Source organism: Streptomyces sp. NBC_00045 (assembly GCF_045041095.1).
In the GTDB taxonomy this organism is placed as follows: domain Bacteria; phylum Actinomycetota; class Actinomycetes; order Streptomycetales; family Streptomycetaceae; genus Streptomyces.
The window spans coordinates 6,201,587-6,221,938 of sequence record NZ_CP108271.1 but is presented as its reverse complement, the minus strand read 5'-3'; the positions used below and the strand labels follow the sequence as shown (position 1 = coordinate 6,221,938).

The window sequence follows — 20,352 nt, the reverse complement described above, 5'->3', positions numbered from 1 at the left end:
GCTGGTACGGGGCGGCCACGACCGGGCAGCATGTCGGCTTCGAGTCCTGGCTGGAACGGGACCGGCTGCTGCTCATGGACTTCGACCCGAGGGTGACGGGGATCGCCTCGCAGCCTTTCTAGCTGCACTGGCACGACGGGCTACGGGAGCGTCGGCACGCTCCGGAGCACTTCGTACGCCGCGCGGACGGCTCGGCTGCGGTCGTCGATGTCCGCGCCGATGAGCGGATCGAACCGAAGGACGCGGAGGCGTTCGAGGGGACGCGCCTGGCCTGCGGCCAGGCCGGAGGGGGCTTCGAGCGGGCCGGGGGGCCGGAGGTGGTGCCGCTGGTTCCGGACGCTCCACGGAGGCTCTGGACCGGGCACTCGCTGATGCCGGCTCCCCGCGCGGCCGCATGAGGCCCAACCCCGGCACCACTCGATCAGAGCTGTTCCCCGACCGGCCCCATCTGCCCTTGCTCGTCTACATCGACGCCCACAGAGGCCACACCAATCACGAGCTGGCTCTGCGGCACGAAGTCCCCCGCCGTCTCGTCCGCCTCGCCCCGGACACGATGCAGCCGCCACCCCGAGGAGTCGAACGGAGCCATTCGGGCCTCGCCAGCGAGTTCGTATCAAAGGACCGGCGGGAGGCACCTGGTGGCACGTCTTCCACTCCGAGGACTCGGAACTGCGCGCCGCCGGTTTTTCCCCGTCCGGTCTCACCTTGGCAGTCGCCACCAGCAGCGACCTCACCCTCTGGACCCGACCGGAGCACCACATCGAGGACGCTCGCGCACATTGACGTCCAACCCAGTCCGCCCAGGCCAGCCAGTACTGCACGACCGACGTCGAAGGACACCAGCGGTCCAGGGCCGGATCGGTGCCTCACGAAGCCGTCTCACCCCACCCGGTCCACGCAGGTCCATGCGAGCTCGGCGACGAACTTCACTGAGACGGGGCAACGGGCCACATCACACGGAGCCCCGCCGCGCGGACGTGCGCACGGCCAGCGAAGACGTACGCACGGCCAGCGCCGCCGGGACGGTCCGCTGCCCCGGCGGCGCGCCCTGCGGGGACTCCAGCAGGGCCACCAGCGAGTCGACGGCGCTCTCCCCGATCACCTCCGGCCGCAGGGTCACCGTGCTCACCGCCGGCTCGCCCGCCGCGTACGAGGGGTCCTCGCTCGCGCAGACGAGCCGCAGATCCCGCGGTATCCGCAGCCCGTGTCGCGCGGCGGCGGCCAGCACCTGGCGGCCGCCGGGGTCGTACACGCAGTACACGGCGTCGGGGCGCTCACCGCCGGGCGTGGCGAACACGTCGTCGAAAGCGTGCCCGGCGCCGTCCTCGGGGTCGAAGGGCACCACCATCGGGGCCGTCCCGCGCTCGGCGCACCAGCAGGCGTGAGCCGAGGTGACGGCCTGGGTGTAGTGCTCCCGACCGTAGGCGGAATGCAGCGCGATCCGGCGGGCCCCGGAGGCCGCGAGGTGGTCGAGGACCTCCCGGGTGGTGGCCTCGTGGTCGTTGTCCACCCACACGTCCCCCGGCCGCGGGTCCGGGGGGCGACCGTCGAAGACCACCGGCAGGCCTCGTGCCCGTAGGGCGCGGAGCACCGGATCACCGGCCGGGCTGTCGAGCAGCAGCATCCCGTCGACGGCGAGGGTGTGCCACAGCGGTTCGGCGCCCCGGTCGGCGGGCAGCACCGTGAGGGCGTAGCCGCGGGCGTGGGCGGCCGCGGTCGCGGCGGTCAGCAGCCGGGAGAAGTAGGCGATCTCGACGTAGTTCCAGGCGGAACCCGCGTACGTGGTGACGGCGAGGCCGAGCGTACGGGTACGGGGGCCGCGGCGGGCGCTGTAGCCGAGGGCGGCCGCCACCTCGCGGACCCGCCGGCGGGTGGACTCGCCGACACGGCCGGTGCCGCCCAGCGCGTGCGAGACGGTCGCGGTGGAGACCTCCGCGGCGCGCGCGATGTCGGCGATGGTCGGTCCGGGCCCGGGCACGGGGTCATCGTACGGACGGCGGTGCGGATTTCGTCGGCGGCGACGGGTTCTGGTTAAGGGGTTAATCAAACAGTGTCCTGGCCACACCGACGTTTTGGAGTGGCCATGACCTCGTCTTCCCCCTCTTCTCCCGCCCCCTTTCCTGCCTCTTCTCCCGCCTCTTCTTCCCCCGTCCGCTCCTTCCTCTCCCGCCGGGGACTGCTGGCGGCCGCCGGGGCGGCGGGCGCGGCCGGCCTGATGGGCGCGGGCCCGGCGGCCGCGGCCGCTTCCGGCGGGCGCGGCTCGGCCGCCCTGGTGATCCACAACGCCCGGGTGTTCACCGGGACCACCGGGGGCGGCGCGCCGGTGGAGGCCGTCGCGGTCGGGCGGGACGGGAAGGTCCTGGCCACTGGGAGCGGCTCGGCGGTGCGCCGGCACGTCGGGCGGGACACCGAGGTCGTCGACGCCGGCGGCAACACGGTGATGAGCGGGATCCACGACGGGCACGTCCACCCGCTGGGCGCCGGCGACCGGTCCCTGCGGCCCTCCCTGGAGGGGGCGGAGACCACCCTGCCCGAGCTCCTGGAGCTGCTGGCCGGCTTCCTCGCCGACACCGGCGGCGCCGGCGCGGAGCCGGACCGGTGGCTGGTGGTGGAGGACTGGAACCCGGTCGGGCTGCTGCCGGCCGGAAGCGTGCCGCACCACTCGATGCTGGACGCGCTGGCGACCCGCAGACCGGTAGCGCTGGTCGGCGGCGACGGGCACAACCTCTGGGTGAACCGGCGGGCCCTGGAGATCGCCGGGATCACCGCGGCCACCACGGACCCGGTCGGCGGCCGGATCGTGAAGGGGCCGGACGGGCAGCCGACGGGCGTCCTGAAGGACGACGCGCAGGAACTGGTGCAGCGGCACGTCCCGGAGCCCTCCCGGGCCGAACTGGTCGCGGCCTGCGCCAAGGTGCTGGGGCTGGCGGCCGCGTCCGGGGTCACGACGATGATGGACGCCCTGGTCGGGCGGCACGAGCTGGAGCTCTACCAGGTCCTTTCGGCGGCGGGGAAGCTGCCGCAGCGGATCGTGCCGGCGATCCGGCTCGACGCGGAGCAGACCAAGGACCCCGCGGGGGCACTGGCGTACGCGCGCGGGCTGCGAAAGGAGTTCGAGGGCGTACGGGGCCTGCGGTTCGGGACGGTCAAGGTGTTCCTCGACGGGGTCATCGAGTACCCGGCGCAGACGGCCGCGCTGCTGGAGCCCTACCTGGACGGGAACGGCAAGCCGACCGCGAACCGCGGCGAGCTGTACACCTCGGCGGCGGACTACGGCCGGCTGACGGCGGTGTTCAACGAGGCCGGCTGGCAGCTGCACGCCCACGGGTTGGGCGACCGGGCGGTGCGCACGGCCCTGGACGGGTACGCGTACGCCCGCCGGGCTACCGGCCTGCGGGACCCGCGCAACACGATCGCCCACTTGCAGCTCGTGGACCCGGCGGACCTGCGGCGCTTCGCGCAGCTGGGAGTCGCCGCCTGCATGCAGCTCCAGTGGGCGGCGCAGGACACCTGGACGATGGACGCGCTGCTCCCGTACATCGGTCCCGAGCGCCACCGGTGGATGTACCCGGCGCGCAGCCTGGAGCGGGCGGGGGCCCGGCTGACCGGCGGTTCGGACTGGCCGGTGGACGCGCTCCAGGTGTGGAACCAGCTGCGGACCGCGATCGACCGGCAGGGCGCGTACGGCACGGGTGAGCTGCACCGGGAGCTGGAGGGGTTGAGCCGGACCTCGGCACTGCGGATGCACACGGCCGGGACGGCGTGGCAGCTGAGGCAGGAGGGGCTGACGGGGACCGTGGAACCGGGCAAGGCGGCGGACCTGGTGCTGCTGGACCGGGATGTGACCCGCTGTCCGGTGGCCGACATCAGCGGGACCGGCGTACGGATGACCCTGGTCGGCGGCCGGGTGGTGCACGACGCGGACTCGGCGGCGGGTCGGGCTGCGGCGATCGCCCTCACCCGCGCCGCCGGGGCCGCGCGCCCGGCGTCGTACACGGCGGTCCACGCGAACCGCCACCACGCCTGCGGCCACTGACGGGTGACATGAGGTTGCCGATACGGATAAGGGGGTAGATGTCCGTAATCAGAGGGATGGCGGGGAAGGTCCCGCGGAACTGACGGTCCGTAACACCCGTCTGCCACACCTGAAGCAGGAGTCATCTCATATCTGAGATACGGTGCACCCATGGCAGACGACTACCTCGTACGCATCGGCAAGCTCATCCGTGACGCCCGGCAGCACCGGGGCTGGACGCAGAGTCAACTCGCGGATGCGCTCGGCACCAGCCAGAGCGCCGTGAACCGAATCGAGCGCGGAAACCAGAACATCAGCCTTGAGATGATCGCCCGAATCGGTGAAGCGCTCGACAGCGAGATCGTCTCTCTGGGCTACGCCGGCCCGATGCACCTGCGGGTCGTCGGCGGCCGCCGGCTGTCCGGCGCCATCGACGTCAAGACGAGCAAGAACGCGTGCGTGGCGCTGCTGTGCGCCACGCTGCTGAACAAGGGCCGTACGGTGTTGCGCCGGGTCGCCCGCATCGAGGAGGTCTACCGCCTCCTCGAAGTCCTGAACTCCATCGGCGTCCGCACCCGCTGGATCAACGACGGCGTGGACCTGGAGATCGTCCCGCCGGCCCGCCTCGACATGGACGCCATGGACGCGGACGCGGCCCGCCGCACCCGGAGCATCATCATGTTCCTGGGCCCGCTGCTGCACCGGATGGACCAGTTCCGCCTGCCGTACGCCGGTGGCTGCGACCTCGGCACCCGCACCATCGAGCCGCACATGATCGCCCTGCGCCGCTTCGGCCTGGACATCACGGCGACCGAGGGCATCTACCACGCGAAGGTCGAGGCGGGGGTCTCGCCGGGCCGCCCGATCGTGCTGACCGAGCGCGGGGACACCGTCACCGAGAACGCGCTGCTGGCCGCCGCCCGGCACGACGGCGTCACGGTCATCCGCAACGCCTCCTCCAACTACATGGTCCAGGACCTGTGCTTCTTCCTGGAGGCGCTCGGCGTCAAGGTCGAGGGCGTCGGCACGACCACCCTCACCGTGCACGGTGTCCCGAACATCGACGTGGACGTGGACTACTCCCCCTCCGAGGACCCGGTCGAGGCGATGAGCCTGCTCGCCGCCGCGGTGGTCACGGAATCGGAACTCACGATCCGCCGGGTCCCGATCGAGTTCATGGAGATCGAGCTCGCGGTGCTGGAGGAGATGGGCCTCGACCACGACCGCTCGGCGGAGTACACGGCCGACAACGGCCGCACCCGCCTGGTCGACCTGACGGTCCGCCCCTCGAAGCTCGAAGCGCCGATCGACAAGATCCACCCGATGCCGTTCCCCGGGCTGAACATCGACAACGTCCCGTTCTTCGCGGCCATCGCGGCCGTCGCCCAGGGCCAGACCCTGATCCACGACTGGGTCTACGACAACCGGGCCATCTACCTGACGGACCTCAACCGCCTCGGCGGCCGCCTCCAGCTCCTGGACCCCCACCGCGTCCTGGTCGAGGGCCCCACCCGCTGGCGCGCGGCAGAAATGATGTGCCCCCCGGCCCTGCGCCCGGCGGTGGTCGTCCTCCTGGCGATGATGGCGGCCGAGGGCACCTCGGTCCTGCGCAACGTCTACGTCATCAACCGCGGCTACGAGGAACTGGCCGAACGCCTCAACTCGGTGGGCGCCCAGATCGAAATCTTCCGCGACATCTAGTCCGTCGAACCCAGCGGGGACGAGCGGGACTTGGGGACGGCCTCCAGCCACTGCACGCATGCTCTAGCAAGGGGCAAGTCCGGGATCCCCCGCTCTCCATCGAGAGCGGGGGATCCTCCGTTTGCGCGTCCATCGAGCCGTTCGGGGAGAGGCTCGGCGGTTCTCGGAGTGCGCCGAACTCACCGGAACCGAACGACGTTTCGGTGCAGGGCTCGTCCCAAGCGTCAGCGGAGATCTTGACCTAAAACCATCTCGACCACCGGGGCAGAACAGGCATCCTTCACAGTGGCACTGACGGTGCCTCATATCGGAAGGGGTGGGGGATGGGGCTTCCGGAGCCGGTGGGACGGCAGTCGGATGTGGCGTACCTGTGCGTGATCTCGCGGAGACCCGACGCTTCTACGGCGAGGTGCTCGGGCTTGCGTTGCAGGGAAACGGGCCCGTGTTGTACGTGACGCCCTGGCTCGCCCTGCTGGAGACACCAGGGCCCTCGGACACCCCGACGGCGGGGCCGTTGCAGTTCACCGTGTCCTCCTCGGACACCGCGCGCGTCACCGCCATGGTGGAGAAGCACAACGTGCCGGTCATCCCGCCGGGGCCCCGCGACATCTCCGGCTCCCTTCGGGTGATCGACCCGGACGGCCACGAGGTGCTGGTGTGGCCGGTGGAGCACGACGTGAAACAGCGTCGCGCCTGATCCGTGCGGCTCCGCCGGGCCGGCAGCCGGGACGCCCTCGTTCGGGACACGGTCGGCGGCGCCTGCGACACGGGGCGGGCGGGCGGGGCGACCGGTGGGTTTCGGCCGCATGGTGGGGCGATCCTCGACGGTCCCCGGCACGGGGCGGGCAGAATCGGGGCGTACGTACGGTGTCGAGGGGGCGGCCATGGCAGTGGGAACACGGACGGACGGCGGAACCGGTGGTACGGAGGTTCCCGCGCTCGCGGGGGTCCCGTTGCTCGGGTCCCTCTTCGACCTGAAATCGGACTCGCTCGGGACCTACCTGCGCGCCCAGCAGCAGCACGGCGACGTCGTCCGGATCACCGCCGGGCCGCCGGGGCTGCGTGCCGAGCTCTACTGCGTCTTCTCCGCGGAGGGCGCGCAGCAGGTCCTGGCCGCGGAGTCGGTCAACTTCCGCAAGGACAACGCCTTCTACCAGGAGCTGCGGGACTCCTTCGGGAACGGCCTGCTGACCAGCCAGGACGAGGACTACATGCGCCAGCGGCGGCTGGTCCAGCCGCTGTTCACCAAGCGCCGGGTGGACGGCTACGCCGGTGCCGTCGCCGCCGAGACCCGGGCCGTCGTCGAGGGCTGGGAGCGGGCGCCGGGCGGTGTGGTCGACGTCGGCGAGGAGATGATGCGGCTCGCCCTGCGCGCGGTCGCCCGCATCCTCTTCGGCACCGACGTGGAGGCCACCGTCGACGTCGTCGACCGGTGTTTTCCGGTCATCACGGAGTACGTGCTGCGCCGCGGCTACTCCCCCGCCAACGTCCCGCGCACCTGGCCCACTCCGGGCAACAAGCGGGCGGCCGCCGCGATGGACGAGCTGTACGCGGTCTGCGACGAGATCATCGCCGAGCGGCGCAGCGGCGACACGGCCGGGGGCGAGGACCTGCTGAGCCTGCTCGCCGCCGCCACGAGTACGGACGACGTGCAGTTCGACGCCGCCGAACTGCGCGACCAGGTGCTGATCTTCTTGCTCGCCGGGCACGAGACGACCGCCACTTCGCTCGCCTTCTCCCTGCACCTGCTGGCCCGCCACCCCGAGCAGCAGGCGCGGGCCCGCGAGGAGATCTCCCGCGTCCTGGGCGACCGTATGCCGCAGGCCGCCGACCTGGACCGGCTCCCGTACCTCACGCAGGTCCTCAAGGAGGCGATGCGGCTCTACCCGGCGGCGCCGGTCATCGGGCGCGGCTCGGTCGCGGCCACCGAGGTCGGCGGCCGCACGATCCCGGCGGGTTCGGACGTGATCCTGGCCCCGTGGGTGACGCACCGCCACCCCCGCTACTGGCCGGACCCGGACCGCTTCGACCCGGACCGCTTCACCCCGGAGGCGGAGGCCGGCCGCCCCCGCTACGCCTGGTTCCCGTTCGGCGGCGGCCCGCGCGCCTGCATCGGGCAGCACTTCTCGATGCTGGAGTCGGTGATCGCGCTGGCGATGGTCCTGCGGGCGTACGAGTTCGAGGCCGTGGACACCGAGGTCCCGGTCAGTGCCGGAATCACCCTCCGGGCGGACGGCCCGATCCGCTGCCGCATCCGGAAGGCCGGGACGGGCCGGGCCGGCTAGACCGCCGCCGGGGCGTGGTTGCCCTTGAGGCGTTCCAGGTCCGAGGGGCGGACCTGGATCGCGAACAGCGCGATGACGGCGGCGACCAGGGCGAAGCAGGCCGCGACGATGAAGGCGGCGCTCACGCCCGAGGTGAGCACCTGGTCGCCCCACGGGTCCGGGAGCCGGCCGGTGCGCAGGAACAGGGCCTTCTGGACGGGGCCGGCCTGGCTGAGGAAGGCCGGCACCTGGTCATGGGCCTCGTTGCGGCTGGCCGTGCCGAAGACGGTGACCAGGATGGACAGGCCCAGCGACCCGCCCACCTGCTGCGTCGTGTTGAGCAGTCCGGAGGCCGCGCCCGACTCACGGTCGGCGACGTTGGACAGGGCCATCAGGGTCAGCGAGACGAACTGCATGCCCATGCCGAGGCTGAACACGAGTATCGGGCCCAGGATGCTGCCGAGGTACGTCGAGTTGATGTCGGTCTGCGTCAGCCAGGCCAGGCCGGCCGCCGAGCAGAGCGCGCCGGTCACCATGAAGGGTTTGGGCCCGATCTTGGGCAGCAGCTGGGAGGTGATGCCCGCGCCGACGGCGATGACGACGCTCACCGGCAGGAACGCGAGGCCGGCCTGGATCGGGCTGAAGTCCAGTACGTTCTGCACGAACAGGGTCAGGAAGAAGAACATGCCGAACATCGCGCAGGCGAGGAAGAGCATGATCCCGTAGGACCCGGCCCGGTTGCGGTCGGCGAACATGTGCAGCGGGGTGATCGGCTGCGGCGAGCGCCGCTCGTTGAGGAAGAACAGCAGGAGCAGGCACACGGCCGCCCCGAAGGAGCCGAGGGTGATCGGGTCGGTCCAGCCCTCCTGGGCGGCGCGGATGAAGCCGTAGACCAGCGCGACCATGCCCAGGGTGGACAGCAGTGCGCCCGCGAGGTCGAAGTGTCCGGGGTGGCGTTCGGACTCGCGGATGACCCGGCGGGCCATCACGGCGATGACCAGGGCGATCGGCACGTTGACGAAGAACACCCAGCGCCAGCTGAGCCATTCGACGAGGACGCCGCCGGCCAGCAGCCCGATCGCGCCGCCGCCCGCCGAGACCGCGGCGAACACCCCGAACGCCCGGTTGCGGGCCGGTCCTTCACGGAAGGTGGTGGAGATCAGCGCCAGCGCGGTCGGGGAGGCGATGGCGGCGCCGACGCCCTGCAGGGCCCGGGCGCCCATCAGCTGGCCCTCGTTCTGCGCGAGTCCGCCCAGCATCGAGGCCAGGCCGAAGAGCAGCACGCCGGAGATGAACACGCGTTTGCGGCCGAGGATGTCGCCGGTGCGCCCGCCGAGGAGGAGCAGTCCGCCGAAGGTGAGGGTGTAGGCGTTGACGACCCAGGACAGGCTTTCGGTGGAGAACCCGAGGGCGGTCTGGATGTGCGGCAGGGCGATGTTCACGATGGTGATGTCGAGGACGACCATGAGCTGGCACGAGGCGATGACGATCAGCGCGAGCCCGTTGCCGCTCTTCCGGACCTTGCCGTCGGTCCCCTTACTGGTCGGCGTTGCGTTGCGGTCCACCTCTCCGACGCTAAACCTGCTCAGGGGGGTACACCACTCGAATAGCCTAGGCTGCATGACATATACAGTGTGCCATTTCACATGACACACTACGATCATGGATGACTTCCTCAGGCTCTCCGCAAGCACCGGTCGCTTCACGTACGGCGCCCCGCGCGCGTTCTCCTTCGGGGAGGACGGCCGGCTGCTCTGGTTCCTCCGCTCCACCGGCCCGACCGACGCCTTCGACAGCCTCTGGGTCCTGGACACCGCCACTGGCAGCGAGACCCGGCTCGCCGACCCCCGCGAGCTGTCCCCCGAGCCGGGCGTCCTGCCGGCCGCCGAGCGCCGGCTCCGGGAGCGCATCCGGCTCGTCGCCGCCGGGATCGGCTCGTACGCGCTCTCCGGCGACGGCCGCAGCGCGGTGTTCCCGCTGTACGGGCGGCTGTACCGGGTCGGCTGCGGCCCGGACGGGCGGCCCGAGGAGATCCCTGCCGCCGGACCCGTCTTCGACCCCCGCCCCAACGCCGACGGCTCCCGCACCGCGTACGTCACCGGCGACGCCCTCCACACCTGCCCCGGCGGGCGGGTCAGCCCCGCCGACGGGGCCCGCTGGGGCGTCGCCGAGTTCGCCGCCGCCGAGGAGCTGGGCCGGGACCGCGGCCACTGGTGGTCCCCCGACGGACAGAGCCTGCTGGCCGCCCGCGTCGACGAGTCCGCCCTCCAGCGGCGGTACTTCGCCGACCCCGCGCACCCCGAGCTCCCGGCCGAGGACTTCGCGTATCCCGAGGCGGGCGGGCCCAACGCGGAGGTCCAGCTGTGGGTGCTCGGCCCGGCGGGCACCCGGGTGCGGCTCGACTGGGACGCCTCGACGTACCCCTACGTCTCCGACGCCGACTGGGACTCGGCCGAGGAGATCCTGCTGACCGTCCAGGACCGGCTCCAGAAGTGCGTCCTGCTGCTCAGCGCCGACCCGGCGACCGGCCGGACCCGGGAGCTGTCCCGCACCACCCACCCCCACTGGGTCGACCCGATGCTGCCCGGCACCCCGGCCCGGCTCGCCGACGGGCGGATGCTCACCGCCGCCGACACTCCCCCGGCCGCCGCTGGGGGTGCCCCCACCGGCGGCGCCGCCCGCGCCCTCGCCATCGACGGCAAACTGCTGACCGGGGACGGGATCCAGGTCCGCCGGGTGGCCGGCACCCACCACGACCGGCTGCTCATCGAGGCCGGGCAGCGCGACCCCGCCGAACAGCAGGTGCTGCTCCTCGACCCCGCCACCGGGGAGCTGGCCCCGCTCGCCGACGGACCCGGCGTGCACAGCGTCCAGGCCTGCGCCGGGACGCTGCTGCTCACCACCGCCGACGCCGACGGGATCCGGCGGACCGTACGCACCGCCGACGGACGGACGTGCGCCCCCGCCGACCTGTCCGCGCCGCTGCCGTACCGCGCGGCCCCGCTGTTGGAGCGGGTCACCGAACACGGCGTCCCCACCGCGCTCGTGCTCCCCCGCGGCCATGTCCCCGGCCGGCGGCTACCCGTCCTCGTGGACGGCTACGGCGGCCCCGGCTTCCAGGACGTGTCCGCCGAGCCGCGCCGCTGGCAGCACCGCCAGTGGTGGGCCGACCGGGGCTTCGCCGTGGTAACCGTCGACAACCGCGGAACCCCGTACGTCTCGCCCGACTTCACCCACGCCATGTACCGCGGGTTCTCCGAGGTCACCCTGGAGGACCAGGTCGCGGCCCTGCACGCGCTCGCCGAACGCCACCCGGACCTGGACCTCGGCCGGGTGGGGGTGCGCGGCTGGTCGTACGGCGGCTACCTGTCCGCGATGGCGGTGCTGCGCCGCCCGGACGTCTTCCACGCGGCGTCCGCCGGGGCCGCGCCGACCGACTTCCGGAACTACGACACGGCGTACACCGAGCGCTACCTGGGCCTCCCGCAGGAACACCCCGAGGTGTACGAGCGCGATTCGCTGATCCCGGACGCCCCGAACCTGATCCGGCCGCTGCTGCTGATCACGGGCCTGGCCGACGACAACGTCCACCCCTCGCACACCCTGCGGCTCTCGCAGGCCCTGACGGACGCGGGCCGCCCGCACCAGCTCCTGGCCCTGCCCGGCGTCACCCACATGACTCCGAACGGCACCAAGGAGAAGCTCATGGCGCTGGAACTGGAATTCTTCCGCCGCGAACTGGCCTGACACGTGGCGGGGCGGGCCGGCGCACCGTCGGGTGCGGGCGCCGGCGGCCCGTCACCGGCGCAGCAGCCACCGTCCGCCCGCCCTCCGACGCAGCTCAGCCGAGGGGATCCCGGTGCCCTCCCCCCGCGAAGGCGAGGACCGCGGGCACCGCCTCCCGCAGGCTCGTGAAATGCCGGTGCACCCCGTCCACCGGAGCCGGGGTGTTGACCCCCCACACCGTCATGCCGGCCCGCAACCCCGACTCGACGCCGGACGGCGCGTCCTCGATGACCAGGCAGTCCTGCGGCCTGGCGCCGAGGCGCTCGGCGGCCAGCAGGTAGGGGACGGGCGACGGCTTGCCCTCCTCGACGCAGGCGGCGTCCACGACGACGCCCGGGACCGGCAGGCCGGTGCGGGCGAACCGCCCGCGCACCCGGTGCGCGTAGTTCGAGGTCACCAGCGCCCAGCGCCCGGAGGGCAGGCCGGACAGCAGCTCCGCAGCGCCGTCGAAGGCGGCGTAGACGCCGGACCGGACGTCCTCGTCCTCCAGCTCGTGCAACGCGGCCAGGCATGCCTGCGGATCCTGCTCCGGAGCCACCTCCGCGAAGGTCTCCAGGGGACGCGTCCGCAGCGCCACCCGGTGGACGGCGACGGGATCGAGTCCGTGACGTGCCGCCCACGTCTCCCAGACGCGGCGCTGGTTGGCCACCGCGTCGATCAGCGTCCCGTCGACGTCGAAGAGGACGTGTCGCACGGAGCCCGGCCGGGTCGGCCCGCCGGTCTCACTGGTCACACTCGCCACACTGGTCACGTCGTGATCATGCCACCGGGCCGTCGTACCGCGGAAGGCGGGAGACGGAAGGCGGGAGGCGGAAGGCGGGAGGCGGGAGGACCCCGGGCCGATCGTGTCGGCTCCGGGGCCCTCCTTCTCCCCCTGGATCCCCGTCAGTCACCGGGGAAGTGGCAGGCCACCTCGCGCGAGGCGGCGATCCGGAGCAGCGGGCGCTCCGTTCGGCAGATCTCCTGCGCCTTCGGGCAGCGCGGATGGAACGTGCAGCCCGGGGGCGGAGCGGCCGGGCTCGGCGGGTCGCCGAGCAGCACGATCCGCTCGCGCCGCCGCTCCGCCGCCGGGTCCGGCAGCGGTACGGCGGACAACAGCGCCCGGGTGTACGGGTGCTGGGGGCTCTCGTACAGGGCTCGCTTCTCCCCGATCTCGACGATCCGGCCGAGGTACATGACGGCGACCCGGTCGCTGACCCGTTTGACCACCGACAGGTCGTGCGCGATGAACACGTAGGCCAGGCCCAGTTCGCGGCGCAGGCGTTCCATCAGGTTGACGATCTGCGCCTGGACGGAGACGTCGAGCGCGGAGACCGGCTCGTCCGCGACGATCAACCGGGGGCTTGTGGCCAGTGAGCGGGCGATCCCGATGCGCTGGGCCTGACCGCCGGAGAACTCGTGCGGGTAGCGGTCGATGTGCTCCGGGATCAGCCCGACCAGGTCCATCAACTCGGCCGCCCGGCGGCGCGCGTCGGCTGCCGACCGGCCCTGCACGAGCAGCGGGTCGGAGATGATCCGGGCCACCGTCTGGCGGGGGTTGAGGGAGGAGTGCGGGTCCTGGAAGACCATCTGGAGGTGGCGGCGCAGCGGCCGGAGCCTTCCCTGCGGAAGCCGGGTGATGTCCCTGCCGTCGAAGGTGATGCTGCCCGCGGTGGGCTCCAGCAGCCTCACCAGCATCCGGCCGGTGGTGGACTTCCCGCAGCCGGACTCGCCGACCAGGCCGAGGGTTTCGCCCGCGGCGAGGTCGAAGGAGATCCCGTCGACGGCGCGCACGGGCGCCCCCCTGCGCCCGGATGCGGAGCGCCTGCCGGGGAAGGCCATGGTGAGGTCCCGTACGGACAGCAGCGGCTCGGGCGGCGGGGCCGGGTCCGTCCCGATCCTGTCCACCCGTGCGGTGGTGTCCGGGGGGCGGGCCTCTACGGTCATCGGATCGCCTCCGGGGCGGTCGGTGCAGTGGGGGCGGGTGGGGCGGACACCACGCCGGACGTCGGGGCTCCGGCCCCCGCGAAATGGCAGGCGGCGGTGCGCGGGGCGGTGCCGTGGGCCCGCAGCTCGGGGCGCTCGGTGGCGCAGCGGCTGCGCTGGTCCGGGGTGCCCGCGGCGGCGAGGCCGCAGCGCGGGGCGAACGCGCAGCCCGGGGCGGGCGCGAGCAGGGAGGGCGGGGAGCCGGGGATGGCCCGCAGGGGTGCGTCGTCGGCGTCGTCGAGCCGGGGCAGCGAGTCGAGCAGGCCCCGCGTGTACGGGTGCGCGGGGTCGGCGAACAGCTCGTCGACCCCGGCCTGTTCGGCGGCCCGGCCGCCGTACATGACCAGTACCTCGTGGGCGACGCGGGCGACCACCCCCAGGTCGTGGGTGATCATCACGACGCCGAGGCCGCGTTCCTGCTGGAGCCGTGCGATGAGCTCCAGGATCTGCGCCTGCACGGTCACGTCGAGGGCCGTGGTGGGCTCGTCCGCGATCAGCAGGTCGGGCTCGCAGGCCAGGGCCATGGCGATCATCGCGCGCTGGCGCATGCCACCGGAGAACTGGTGCGGGTACTCCCCGGCCCTGCGGGCCGGTTCCGGGATGCCGACCTCGCCGAGCATGTCCACGGCCCGCTTGCGCGCGGCGGCCCGGCCGGCCTTGAAGTGCACGCGGAAGTGCTCGGCGATCTGCTCGCCGACCGTGTAGTAGGGGTGCAGGCTGGACAGGGGGTCCTGGAAGATCATGGCCATCTTCCGGCCGCGCAGCCGGGACAGCTCCTTCTCGGACATCCCGGTGAGCTCCTGCCCGGACAGTGCGATGGAGCCGCCGATCTCGGCGTCCCGGTGCAGGCCCATGACGGCGAGCGAGGTGACGGACTTGCCGGAGCCGGACTCCCCGACGATGCCGAGGGTCCGCCCGGCCTCCACCGTGAAGCCGAGCGAGTCGACGGCCCGTACGGGGCCGCGCGGGGTGGCGAACGTGACGCGCAGATCGCGTACTTCCAGCAGGGCGGCCATCAGTACCTCACCCTCGGGTCGATGACGGCGTACAGGAGGTCGACGACGAGGTTGGCGACGACGATGAAGAAGGCGGCGAGCAGGGTGACCCCGAGGACGACCGGCTGGTCCGAGCTGACCAGCGCCCCGTAGAACAGCCGCCCGATGCCCGGCAGTCCGAAGATGGACTCGGTGATGACGGCGCCGGCGAGCAGCCCGCCGAGGTCCATGCCGAAGATGGTGAGGATGGGGGTCATCCCGGAGCGCAGGCCGTGTTTGACGACGACGGTGCGTTCGGGCATGCCCTTGGCGCGGGCGGTACGGATGTACGGCTCGGCCATGGCTTCGATCATGGAGCCGCGGCTCTGCCGGGCGTACATGGCCGCGTAGAGCAGGGCGAGCGCGGTCCAGGGCAGCAGCAGGTTGGCGGCCCAGGCGAGCGGATCGTCGGTGAAGGCCTGGTAGGTGGGGTAGGGCAGCAGCCCGGCGACCCGGATGACCCCGTAGATGAGCATCACGGAGGTGAAGTAGACGGGCAGCGAGGCGGCGGCGACCGCGCCGACCATCAGTGCCTTGTCGGTGACGGTGTCCTTGCGCAGGGCCGCGGCGACCCCGGCGCCGAGGCCGAGGACGAGCCACAGCGCAGCGGCGCCGAGGGCGAGGGAGGCGGAGACCGGGAGGCGGTCCATGAGCAGGTCCCACACGGGCAGGGAGTTCTCGTACGAGTAGCCCAGGCACGGGAAGTCGCACTGGACGGCGTACTGGCCGCTGCCGAGGGTGCGGCCGGTGAAGATCCCGGTGAGGAAGTCGGTGAACTGCCGCCACACCGGCTGGTCGAGGCCGAGGTACTCGCGTACGTCGGCCAGCCGTTCGGCGCTGCAGGTCTTGCCGCAGGCGGCCGCGGCCGGGTCGGAGGGCAGCACGTAGAAGATGAGGAAGGTGACGGCGGCGATGGCGAGCAGGACGCCCGCGAGGGCGAGCAGCCGGCGCGCGAGGTAGAGGATCACGTGCGACCGCCCCTCGGGTCGAGGATGTCGCGCAGGGCGTCGCCGAGCAGGGTGAAGGCGAGGACCGCGAGGAAGAGGAAGGTGCTCGGGATGACGAAGTACATGGGGTCGGTCTCGTAGAAGGCCACGGACTCGGCGATCATCTGGCCCCAGGAGGGGGTGGGCGGGCGCACGCCCACGCCGAGGTAGCTGAGCGCGGCCTCGGTGCTGATCATGCCGGGGATGAGCAGGGTGGTGTAGGCGATGACCGGGCCGGAGACGCCCGGGAGGACGTCCCGGGTCAGGATCCGCCAGGAGCTCGCGCCGCCGACGCGGGCGGCGTCGACGTACTCGCGGTGTTTGAGGGAGAGGGTCTGGCCCCGGACGACGCGGGCGACGCCGGGCCAGCCGAAGACGCCGATGACTGCGGTCATGAGCACGATCCGGTTGACGTCCTTCGCCACCGACAGCATCGCGATCATGAAGATGAGGGAGGGGAAGGACATGGTCAGGTCCATGAGGCGGGACAGGACCGTGTCGGTACGGCCGCCGAAGTAGCCGGCGGCGATCCCGGCGGCGGTTCCCGCGACGACGACGATGGCGGTGGCGGCGAAGGCGATGAGGAGGGAGACCTGGGCGCCGTGGACGACGCGGGCGAACAGGTCGCGGCCGGTGACGGGTTCGACCCCGAGCCAGTGCTCGGGGCTGATCCCGCCGAGCGCGCCGAGGGGCTGGCCGCCGAGGTAGGGGTCGATGGCGGTCTTGTCGAACTCCTCGGGGGACCAGCCGCCGAGCGCGCCCAGCCAGGGGGCGGTGACGGCCATCAGGACGAAGAGGAGGACGACGCAGAGGCTGACGCGGACGGCGGGGCGGCGGCGCAGCTCCCGCCGGGCGAGCTGCCAGGGGCTGCTGCCGGTGGCTGCCGCTGCGGGCCCGTCCTCGGCGGCGCCGGGGCCAGGCGCCCCGCCCGGATCCGGAGCCGGGGCCGTGCGGCCGTCGGCGCCGGGTGCGGTGGTGGTCATGGTGTCGTGGGCTCCCTCTTCCTCAGCCCTGGCTCTTCGAGGGGTCCTTGAGGCCGACGGTGCCGTAGTCGATGGTGCCGGTCCACACGGGGTGGCCGTAGGCACCCGCGATGTTGGGGCCGACCAGCAGCGGCTTGCGCTCCAGCAGGACCGGGACGGACGGCGACTTCTTCATGAGCTCCGCGTCCAGGTCGATCCAGGCCTGGTTGGCCTGCTTGGCGTCGGCCATGGCGTTGATCTCGTCGATCCGCTTCATGGTCGCCTCGTCGCGGAACTGGCTGTAGTTGCCCTGGTTGCCCTTGTCCTTGATGGTCCGTCCGTCGAAGACGAAGGGGATCCAGGTGGAGCCGGAGGGGTAGTCGGGGCACCAGCCGGTGAGGGTCATGTCGGGGGTGGTGGAAAGGTCGCCGATGACGTCGTAGTACGCGCCGGGGTCGACGGTGTCGATGACGACCTCGATGCCCACGCGGGACAGGCCCTGCTGGACGGCCTCGGCCTTGCCCTTGTCGCCGGTGGAGACGGCGAGGGAGACCTTCAGGCTCTCCTTTCCGGCGGCCTTGAGGAGTTCCTTGGCCTTGGCCGGGTCGCCCGCCGGGGGGATCTTCAGGGTGTCGGCCTGCTTGCCGCCGGAGAGCGCCGGGGGCAAGTAGGCGGTGGCCACCTCGTTGAGGGCCGGGCCGCCACCCGCGGTGATCACGGCCTCCTTGTCGACGGCGTACTGGAGGGCCTCGCGGACCTTCGGGTCGTTGAAGGGGGCGCGGGAGTTGTTCAGGTGGAGCATCTCCGTACAGCCCTGGGACTCGGCGAGCAGGCGCGCCTTGACCTCCGGCTTCGGCAGTACCTTGGGGGCGCTCTCGGGGCGCATGTCGGCGTACTGGACGGCGGAGGCGTCGGCGCCCTCACCGGCGATGATGCGGTCGTCGATCTGGCCGCCCTTGAGGCCCATGACCACGACGAACTTGTCGGGGTAGGCCTTCCTTACGGTGTCGGTCTTCGGGTCCCAGTGCTCGTTGCGGACGAGGACGAGCTTCTTGTCGCGGTCGTACGACTCGATCTTGTACGGGCCGGAGGAGAACGGACGGGCGTCGTACTGGGTGCCCTTCTCCTGGGACTGCGGGACCGGGGCGAAGGTGGGGAGGGTGGCCGTGGCGGAGAACTCGGCGACCGGACGCTTGAGTTCGAAGACGATGGTGTGGTCGTCGGGGGTCTTGACGGAGTCGAGGTGCTGCCCCTGGAGCGGGCCCTTGTAGCCCTCGCCGCCGACCAGGTACTGGGCGGCGTAGTCGGGGCCGCCGGTGAGGTCGGGGGCGAAGGAGCGCTCGACGTTGTACTTGATGTCCTGCGCCTTGATCGGGGAGCCGTCCTCGTACTTCACGCCCTCCTTGAGGGTGAAGGTCCAGGTCTTGCCGCCGTTGGAGGGGGTGCCGAGGTCGGTGGCGAGGTCGGGGACGAGCTCGCTGCCGGCCTTGCCGGGCTCGGCCTTGAAGGTGACGAGCGTGCGGTAGAGGAGGCGGGTGCCGAAGTCCATCGTCGGCATCGTCCAGTTGCGGGCGGGGTCGAGGTGGGAGAAGTCCTGGTTGGACAGCACGGTCAGGGTCCCGCCCTTGACCGGGGTCCCGCCGAGGACCTTGCCGTCGTTGCCGGCGGCGGGGTTGCTCGCGCCGGCGCCGGATGAGCCCTTCTTGGGGTCGGAGCAGCCCGAGGCACCGAGTGCGAGTGACGCCACCAGGGCGGTGGCGAGGGCGAGTTGGGTGCGCTTGGTCATGGGTCACTCCAGTGAAGGGCCGCGCTCTATGATGTGACCGGTAACATAGTAATGTGAAATTGTACTGACAAGAGGCTGGCGTCGCCGTTATCCAGCCGTATCCAAATCCGGCCCCTCAAAAGTGAGTTGGCGCCGCCGGGCAGCCCGAGTGCGGCGACTGCCGAACGGCGCGCAGCGCCAGGCGGTCGAGGGCCGTCGACCCGTCACCACCTGGCGCTGCGCGTCACGACGAACGGCCGGAGCGGCACCCGCTCCCGCCGGGGATCAGCTCAGCGCGGCGCACCGGCCGACTGCTTTTCCTTGCGCTTGCTCAGCGCCGGATGGAAGTTGCTGTTCGTCACACAGCCGAGGTTCTGGTAGATCCTGTCGTTCGTCTTCGGGTCGATGCCGACGAGGTGGTACTGGCAGGCCCCCTCGATGAACCTGGCTTCGATGCCGCCGGGGAAGTCGATCTCCTTGTTCCACAGGTACTGCGACTGGAGGCCCGTCTGCCGTGCGGTGGCGTTGATGTCGATCCCGCCGGGAGCCTGGATCGCGTAGACCCAGCCGTCGTTCCCGCCGCCCGTGGCGAATTCCTGCGCCACCCACCGCTCGCAACTGGTGCTCACGTGCGCGGCGTTCTGCTGCCCGCTTCCCCCGACGATCCACTGCGCCAGCGGGGTGAGGTCCGTGCCCCGCGGGGCGAAGCCGTTGGCGAAGATCGTTTGGGGGGGCCGCGTATCTCCCCGCCACAGCGTGTTCCCGTCGTGCCGCCAGTACCAGCCCTCGCTCACCGCGGCGAGGTCCACCTCCGGCCGGAGACCGGGGTCCGTCGTGGTCTGCAGCCACTCCGACGCATGGTAGGCGCCGGTCGGGCCGCAGGGGCCGGTATCACGGATCTGCTGCGGGGTGCCCGGGTACGGATCCGCCGCGGCGCCGGCGGGCGAGCCGAACGCCAACGAGACGGTGACCAGGACAGTGGTGGAAGCGATCCGAAACGCAGTCTTCAACACAGTCGGCACAACCCATCGCTCGGTGCACAGGACGCTGTGTTGATAGACGGATTCCGGGCGGAATCAACCTCCGTTCACGGCCGTCACCCGCAGGCACCAGGAGACCCACCCGCCCGGCGCACCCTCCCCCCTACCGGTCCGGACAGCCCTAGACGCCCGACCCCAGGCCTCCCGGGGTGCGGCCGACCGGCTCGTCCCGACCCTGGGCCCAGAGCGAGCGGACGTGACCCAGGTGACGGACCATGCAGGCTTCCGCCGCCTCCGCGTCGCCGGCGATCATCAGGTCCAGCAGCTCGATGTGCTCCTCGGCGGAGGAGACCAGCTTCCCGGCCTCGTCCAGGCCCGTCAGTCCGTACAGGCGCGAGCGCTTGCGCAGGTCGCCGACCGTTTCGACCAGCCGGTCGTTGCCGGCCAGGGCGAGCAGGGAGAGGTGGAAGCGGCGGTCCGCCTCCAGGTAGCCGATGAGGTTGTGCTCGCGGGCGCTGGTGACGATCTCCTCCGCGATGGGCCGCAGGGCCTCCAGCTGCTCCGTCGTGGCGATCTTCGTGATCCGGCCGATGGTCGGCACCTCGATCATCGTGCGCAGTTCGGTGTACTGGTCCAGGTCGCGCTCGCTGACCTCGGTGATCCGGAATCCCTTGTTGCGGACGGGTTCCACCAGGCCCTCGCGGGCCAGGTCGAGCATCGCCTCGCGGACGGGTGTGGCGGAGACCCCGAGTTCGGCGGCGAGGCCGGGTGCCGAGTAGACGCTGCCGGGGCGCAGTTCGCCCGCTATCAGGGCTGCTCGAAGGGCGTGGCCGACCTGGTCGCGGAGCCGTTCCTGGGCCTTGATGAGACTGTGCTGCTTCAGGTCACCCATTG

15 protein-coding genes are annotated in these 20,352 nt (G+C 72.0%); 5 read left to right on the top strand and 10 right to left on the bottom strand.

The genetic code is table 11. The annotated features are described in order from the left end of the window. Positions 1-952: 952 nt before the first annotated feature. Entirely contained in the window at positions 953-1,978 is a 1,026-nt protein-coding gene (locus tag OHA65_RS29030) for a LacI family DNA-binding transcriptional regulator (protein ID WP_405762690.1), read from the bottom strand. Positions 1,979-2,215: 237 nt separating this feature from the next. Here OHA65_RS29030 and OHA65_RS29025 point away from each other — a divergent pair, with 237 nt between their 5' ends. The 4 genes from OHA65_RS29025 (at position 2,216) to OHA65_RS29010 (ending at position 8,001) form a co-directional block, all read left to right on the top strand. Beyond that, positions 2,216-4,036 carry an amidohydrolase gene (locus OHA65_RS29025; protein WP_405763451.1) on the top strand — a complete coding sequence of 607 codons (1,821 nt, stop codon included), beginning with the start codon at positions 2,216-2,218 and terminating at the stop codon, positions 4,034-4,036. A gap of 150 nt (positions 4,037-4,186) precedes the next feature. Further along, on the top strand, positions 4,187-5,716 hold the full coding sequence (locus OHA65_RS29020; RefSeq protein WP_327279137.1) for a UDP-N-acetylglucosamine 1-carboxyvinyltransferase: 1,530 nt from the start codon (positions 4,187-4,189) through the stop codon (positions 5,714-5,716). Between the two features lie 370 nt (positions 5,717-6,086). Further along, positions 6,087-6,413: a VOC family protein gene (locus OHA65_RS29015; RefSeq protein ID WP_405757243.1), complete on the top strand. Its 327-nt coding sequence runs from the start codon at positions 6,087-6,089 to the stop codon at positions 6,411-6,413. A gap of 187 nt (positions 6,414-6,600) precedes the next feature. Further along, the gene (locus OHA65_RS29010) at positions 6,601-8,001 is read left to right on the top strand and encodes a cytochrome P450 (RefSeq protein ID WP_371645110.1); all 1,401 of its coding nucleotides are present in this window, start codon (positions 6,601-6,603) and stop codon (positions 7,999-8,001) included. On the opposite strand, the gene OHA65_RS29005 is transcribed toward OHA65_RS29010, so the two are convergent. After that, positions 7,998-9,545 (bottom strand): MFS transporter, encoded by a 1,548-nt coding sequence (locus OHA65_RS29005; RefSeq protein WP_329314864.1) that lies wholly within the window; start codon positions 9,543-9,545, stop codon positions 7,998-8,000. The genes OHA65_RS29010 and OHA65_RS29005 overlap by 4 nt on opposite strands. A 97-nt stretch (positions 9,546-9,642) precedes the next feature. Here OHA65_RS29005 and OHA65_RS29000 point away from each other — a divergent pair, with 97 nt between their 5' ends. Further along, positions 9,643-11,727 carry a prolyl oligopeptidase family serine peptidase gene (locus OHA65_RS29000; protein ID WP_327279130.1) on the top strand — a complete coding sequence of 695 codons (2,085 nt, stop codon included), beginning with the start codon at positions 9,643-9,645 and terminating at the stop codon, positions 11,725-11,727. 94 nt (positions 11,728-11,821) lie between these two features. On the opposite strand, the gene OHA65_RS28995 is transcribed toward OHA65_RS29000, so the two are convergent. The 8 genes from OHA65_RS28995 to OHA65_RS28960 form a co-directional block, all read right to left on the bottom strand. Next, the gene (locus OHA65_RS28995; RefSeq protein WP_327279129.1) at positions 11,822-12,499 is read right to left on the bottom strand and encodes an HAD-IA family hydrolase; all 678 of its coding nucleotides are present in this window, start codon (positions 12,497-12,499) and stop codon (positions 11,822-11,824) included. Positions 12,500-12,651: 152 nt separating this feature from the next. Continuing rightward, on the bottom strand, positions 12,652-13,587 hold the full coding sequence (locus OHA65_RS28990) for an oligopeptide/dipeptide ABC transporter ATP-binding protein (protein ID WP_327285825.1): 936 nt from the start codon (positions 13,585-13,587) through the stop codon (positions 12,652-12,654). 101 nt (positions 13,588-13,688) lie between these two features. Further along, a complete protein-coding gene (locus tag OHA65_RS28985; RefSeq protein WP_327279128.1) occupies positions 13,689-14,747 on the bottom strand; it encodes an ABC transporter ATP-binding protein in 1,059 nt (352 codons plus the stop codon). After that, positions 14,747-15,733 carry an ABC transporter permease gene (locus OHA65_RS28980; protein WP_405762687.1) on the bottom strand — a complete coding sequence of 329 codons (987 nt, stop codon included), beginning with the start codon at positions 15,731-15,733 and terminating at the stop codon, positions 14,747-14,749. The genes OHA65_RS28985 and OHA65_RS28980 overlap by 1 nt, the downstream gene beginning before the upstream one ends. Further along, positions 15,730-16,734: an ABC transporter permease gene (locus OHA65_RS28975; RefSeq protein ID WP_327279126.1), complete on the bottom strand. Its 1,005-nt coding sequence runs from the start codon at positions 16,732-16,734 to the stop codon at positions 15,730-15,732. Before OHA65_RS28975 ends, OHA65_RS28980 begins: the two co-directional genes overlap by 4 nt. 22 nt (positions 16,735-16,756) lie before the next feature. Further along, complete coding sequence (locus OHA65_RS28970) at positions 16,757-18,499, bottom strand: ABC transporter substrate-binding protein (protein ID WP_327279125.1); 1,743 nt, start codon at positions 18,497-18,499, stop codon at positions 16,757-16,759. 269 nt (positions 18,500-18,768) lie between these two features. Then, entirely contained in the window at positions 18,769-19,491 is a 723-nt protein-coding gene (locus OHA65_RS28965; RefSeq protein WP_327279124.1) for a hypothetical protein, read from the bottom strand. A gap of 148 nt (positions 19,492-19,639) precedes the next feature. Then, the gene (locus OHA65_RS28960; protein ID WP_327279123.1) at positions 19,640-20,350 is read right to left on the bottom strand and encodes a GntR family transcriptional regulator; all 711 of its coding nucleotides are present in this window, start codon (positions 20,348-20,350) and stop codon (positions 19,640-19,642) included. Between the last annotated feature and the right edge of the window lie 2 nt (positions 20,351-20,352).

Coding starts and splice junctions, on each gene's coding strand:
- OHA65_RS29025 (WP_405763451.1), top strand. CDS start 2,216: ATGGGCGCGGGCCCGGCGGCCGCGGCCGCTTCCGGCGGGCGCGGCTCG.
- OHA65_RS29020 (WP_327279137.1), top strand. CDS start 4,187: ATGGCAGACGACTACCTCGTACGCATCGGCAAGCTCATCCGTGACGCC.
- OHA65_RS29010 (WP_371645110.1), top strand. CDS start 6,601: ATGGCAGTGGGAACACGGACGGACGGCGGAACCGGTGGTACGGAGGTT.
- OHA65_RS29000 (WP_327279130.1), top strand. CDS start 9,643: ATGGATGACTTCCTCAGGCTCTCCGCAAGCACCGGTCGCTTCACGTAC.
- OHA65_RS28990 (WP_327285825.1), bottom strand. CDS start 13,587: ATGGCCTTCCCCGGCAGGCGCTCCGCATCCGGGCGCAGGGGGGCGCCC.
- OHA65_RS28985 (WP_327279128.1), bottom strand. CDS start 14,747: ATGGCCGCCCTGCTGGAAGTACGCGATCTGCGCGTCACGTTCGCCACC.
- OHA65_RS28975 (WP_327279126.1), bottom strand. CDS start 16,734: ATGACCACCACCGCACCCGGCGCCGACGGCCGCACGGCCCCGGCTCCG.
- OHA65_RS28970 (WP_327279125.1), bottom strand. CDS start 18,499: ATGACCAAGCGCACCCAACTCGCCCTCGCCACCGCCCTGGTGGCGTCA.
- OHA65_RS28960 (WP_327279123.1), bottom strand. CDS start 20,350: ATGGGTGACCTGAAGCAGCACAGTCTCATCAAGGCCCAGGAACGGCTC.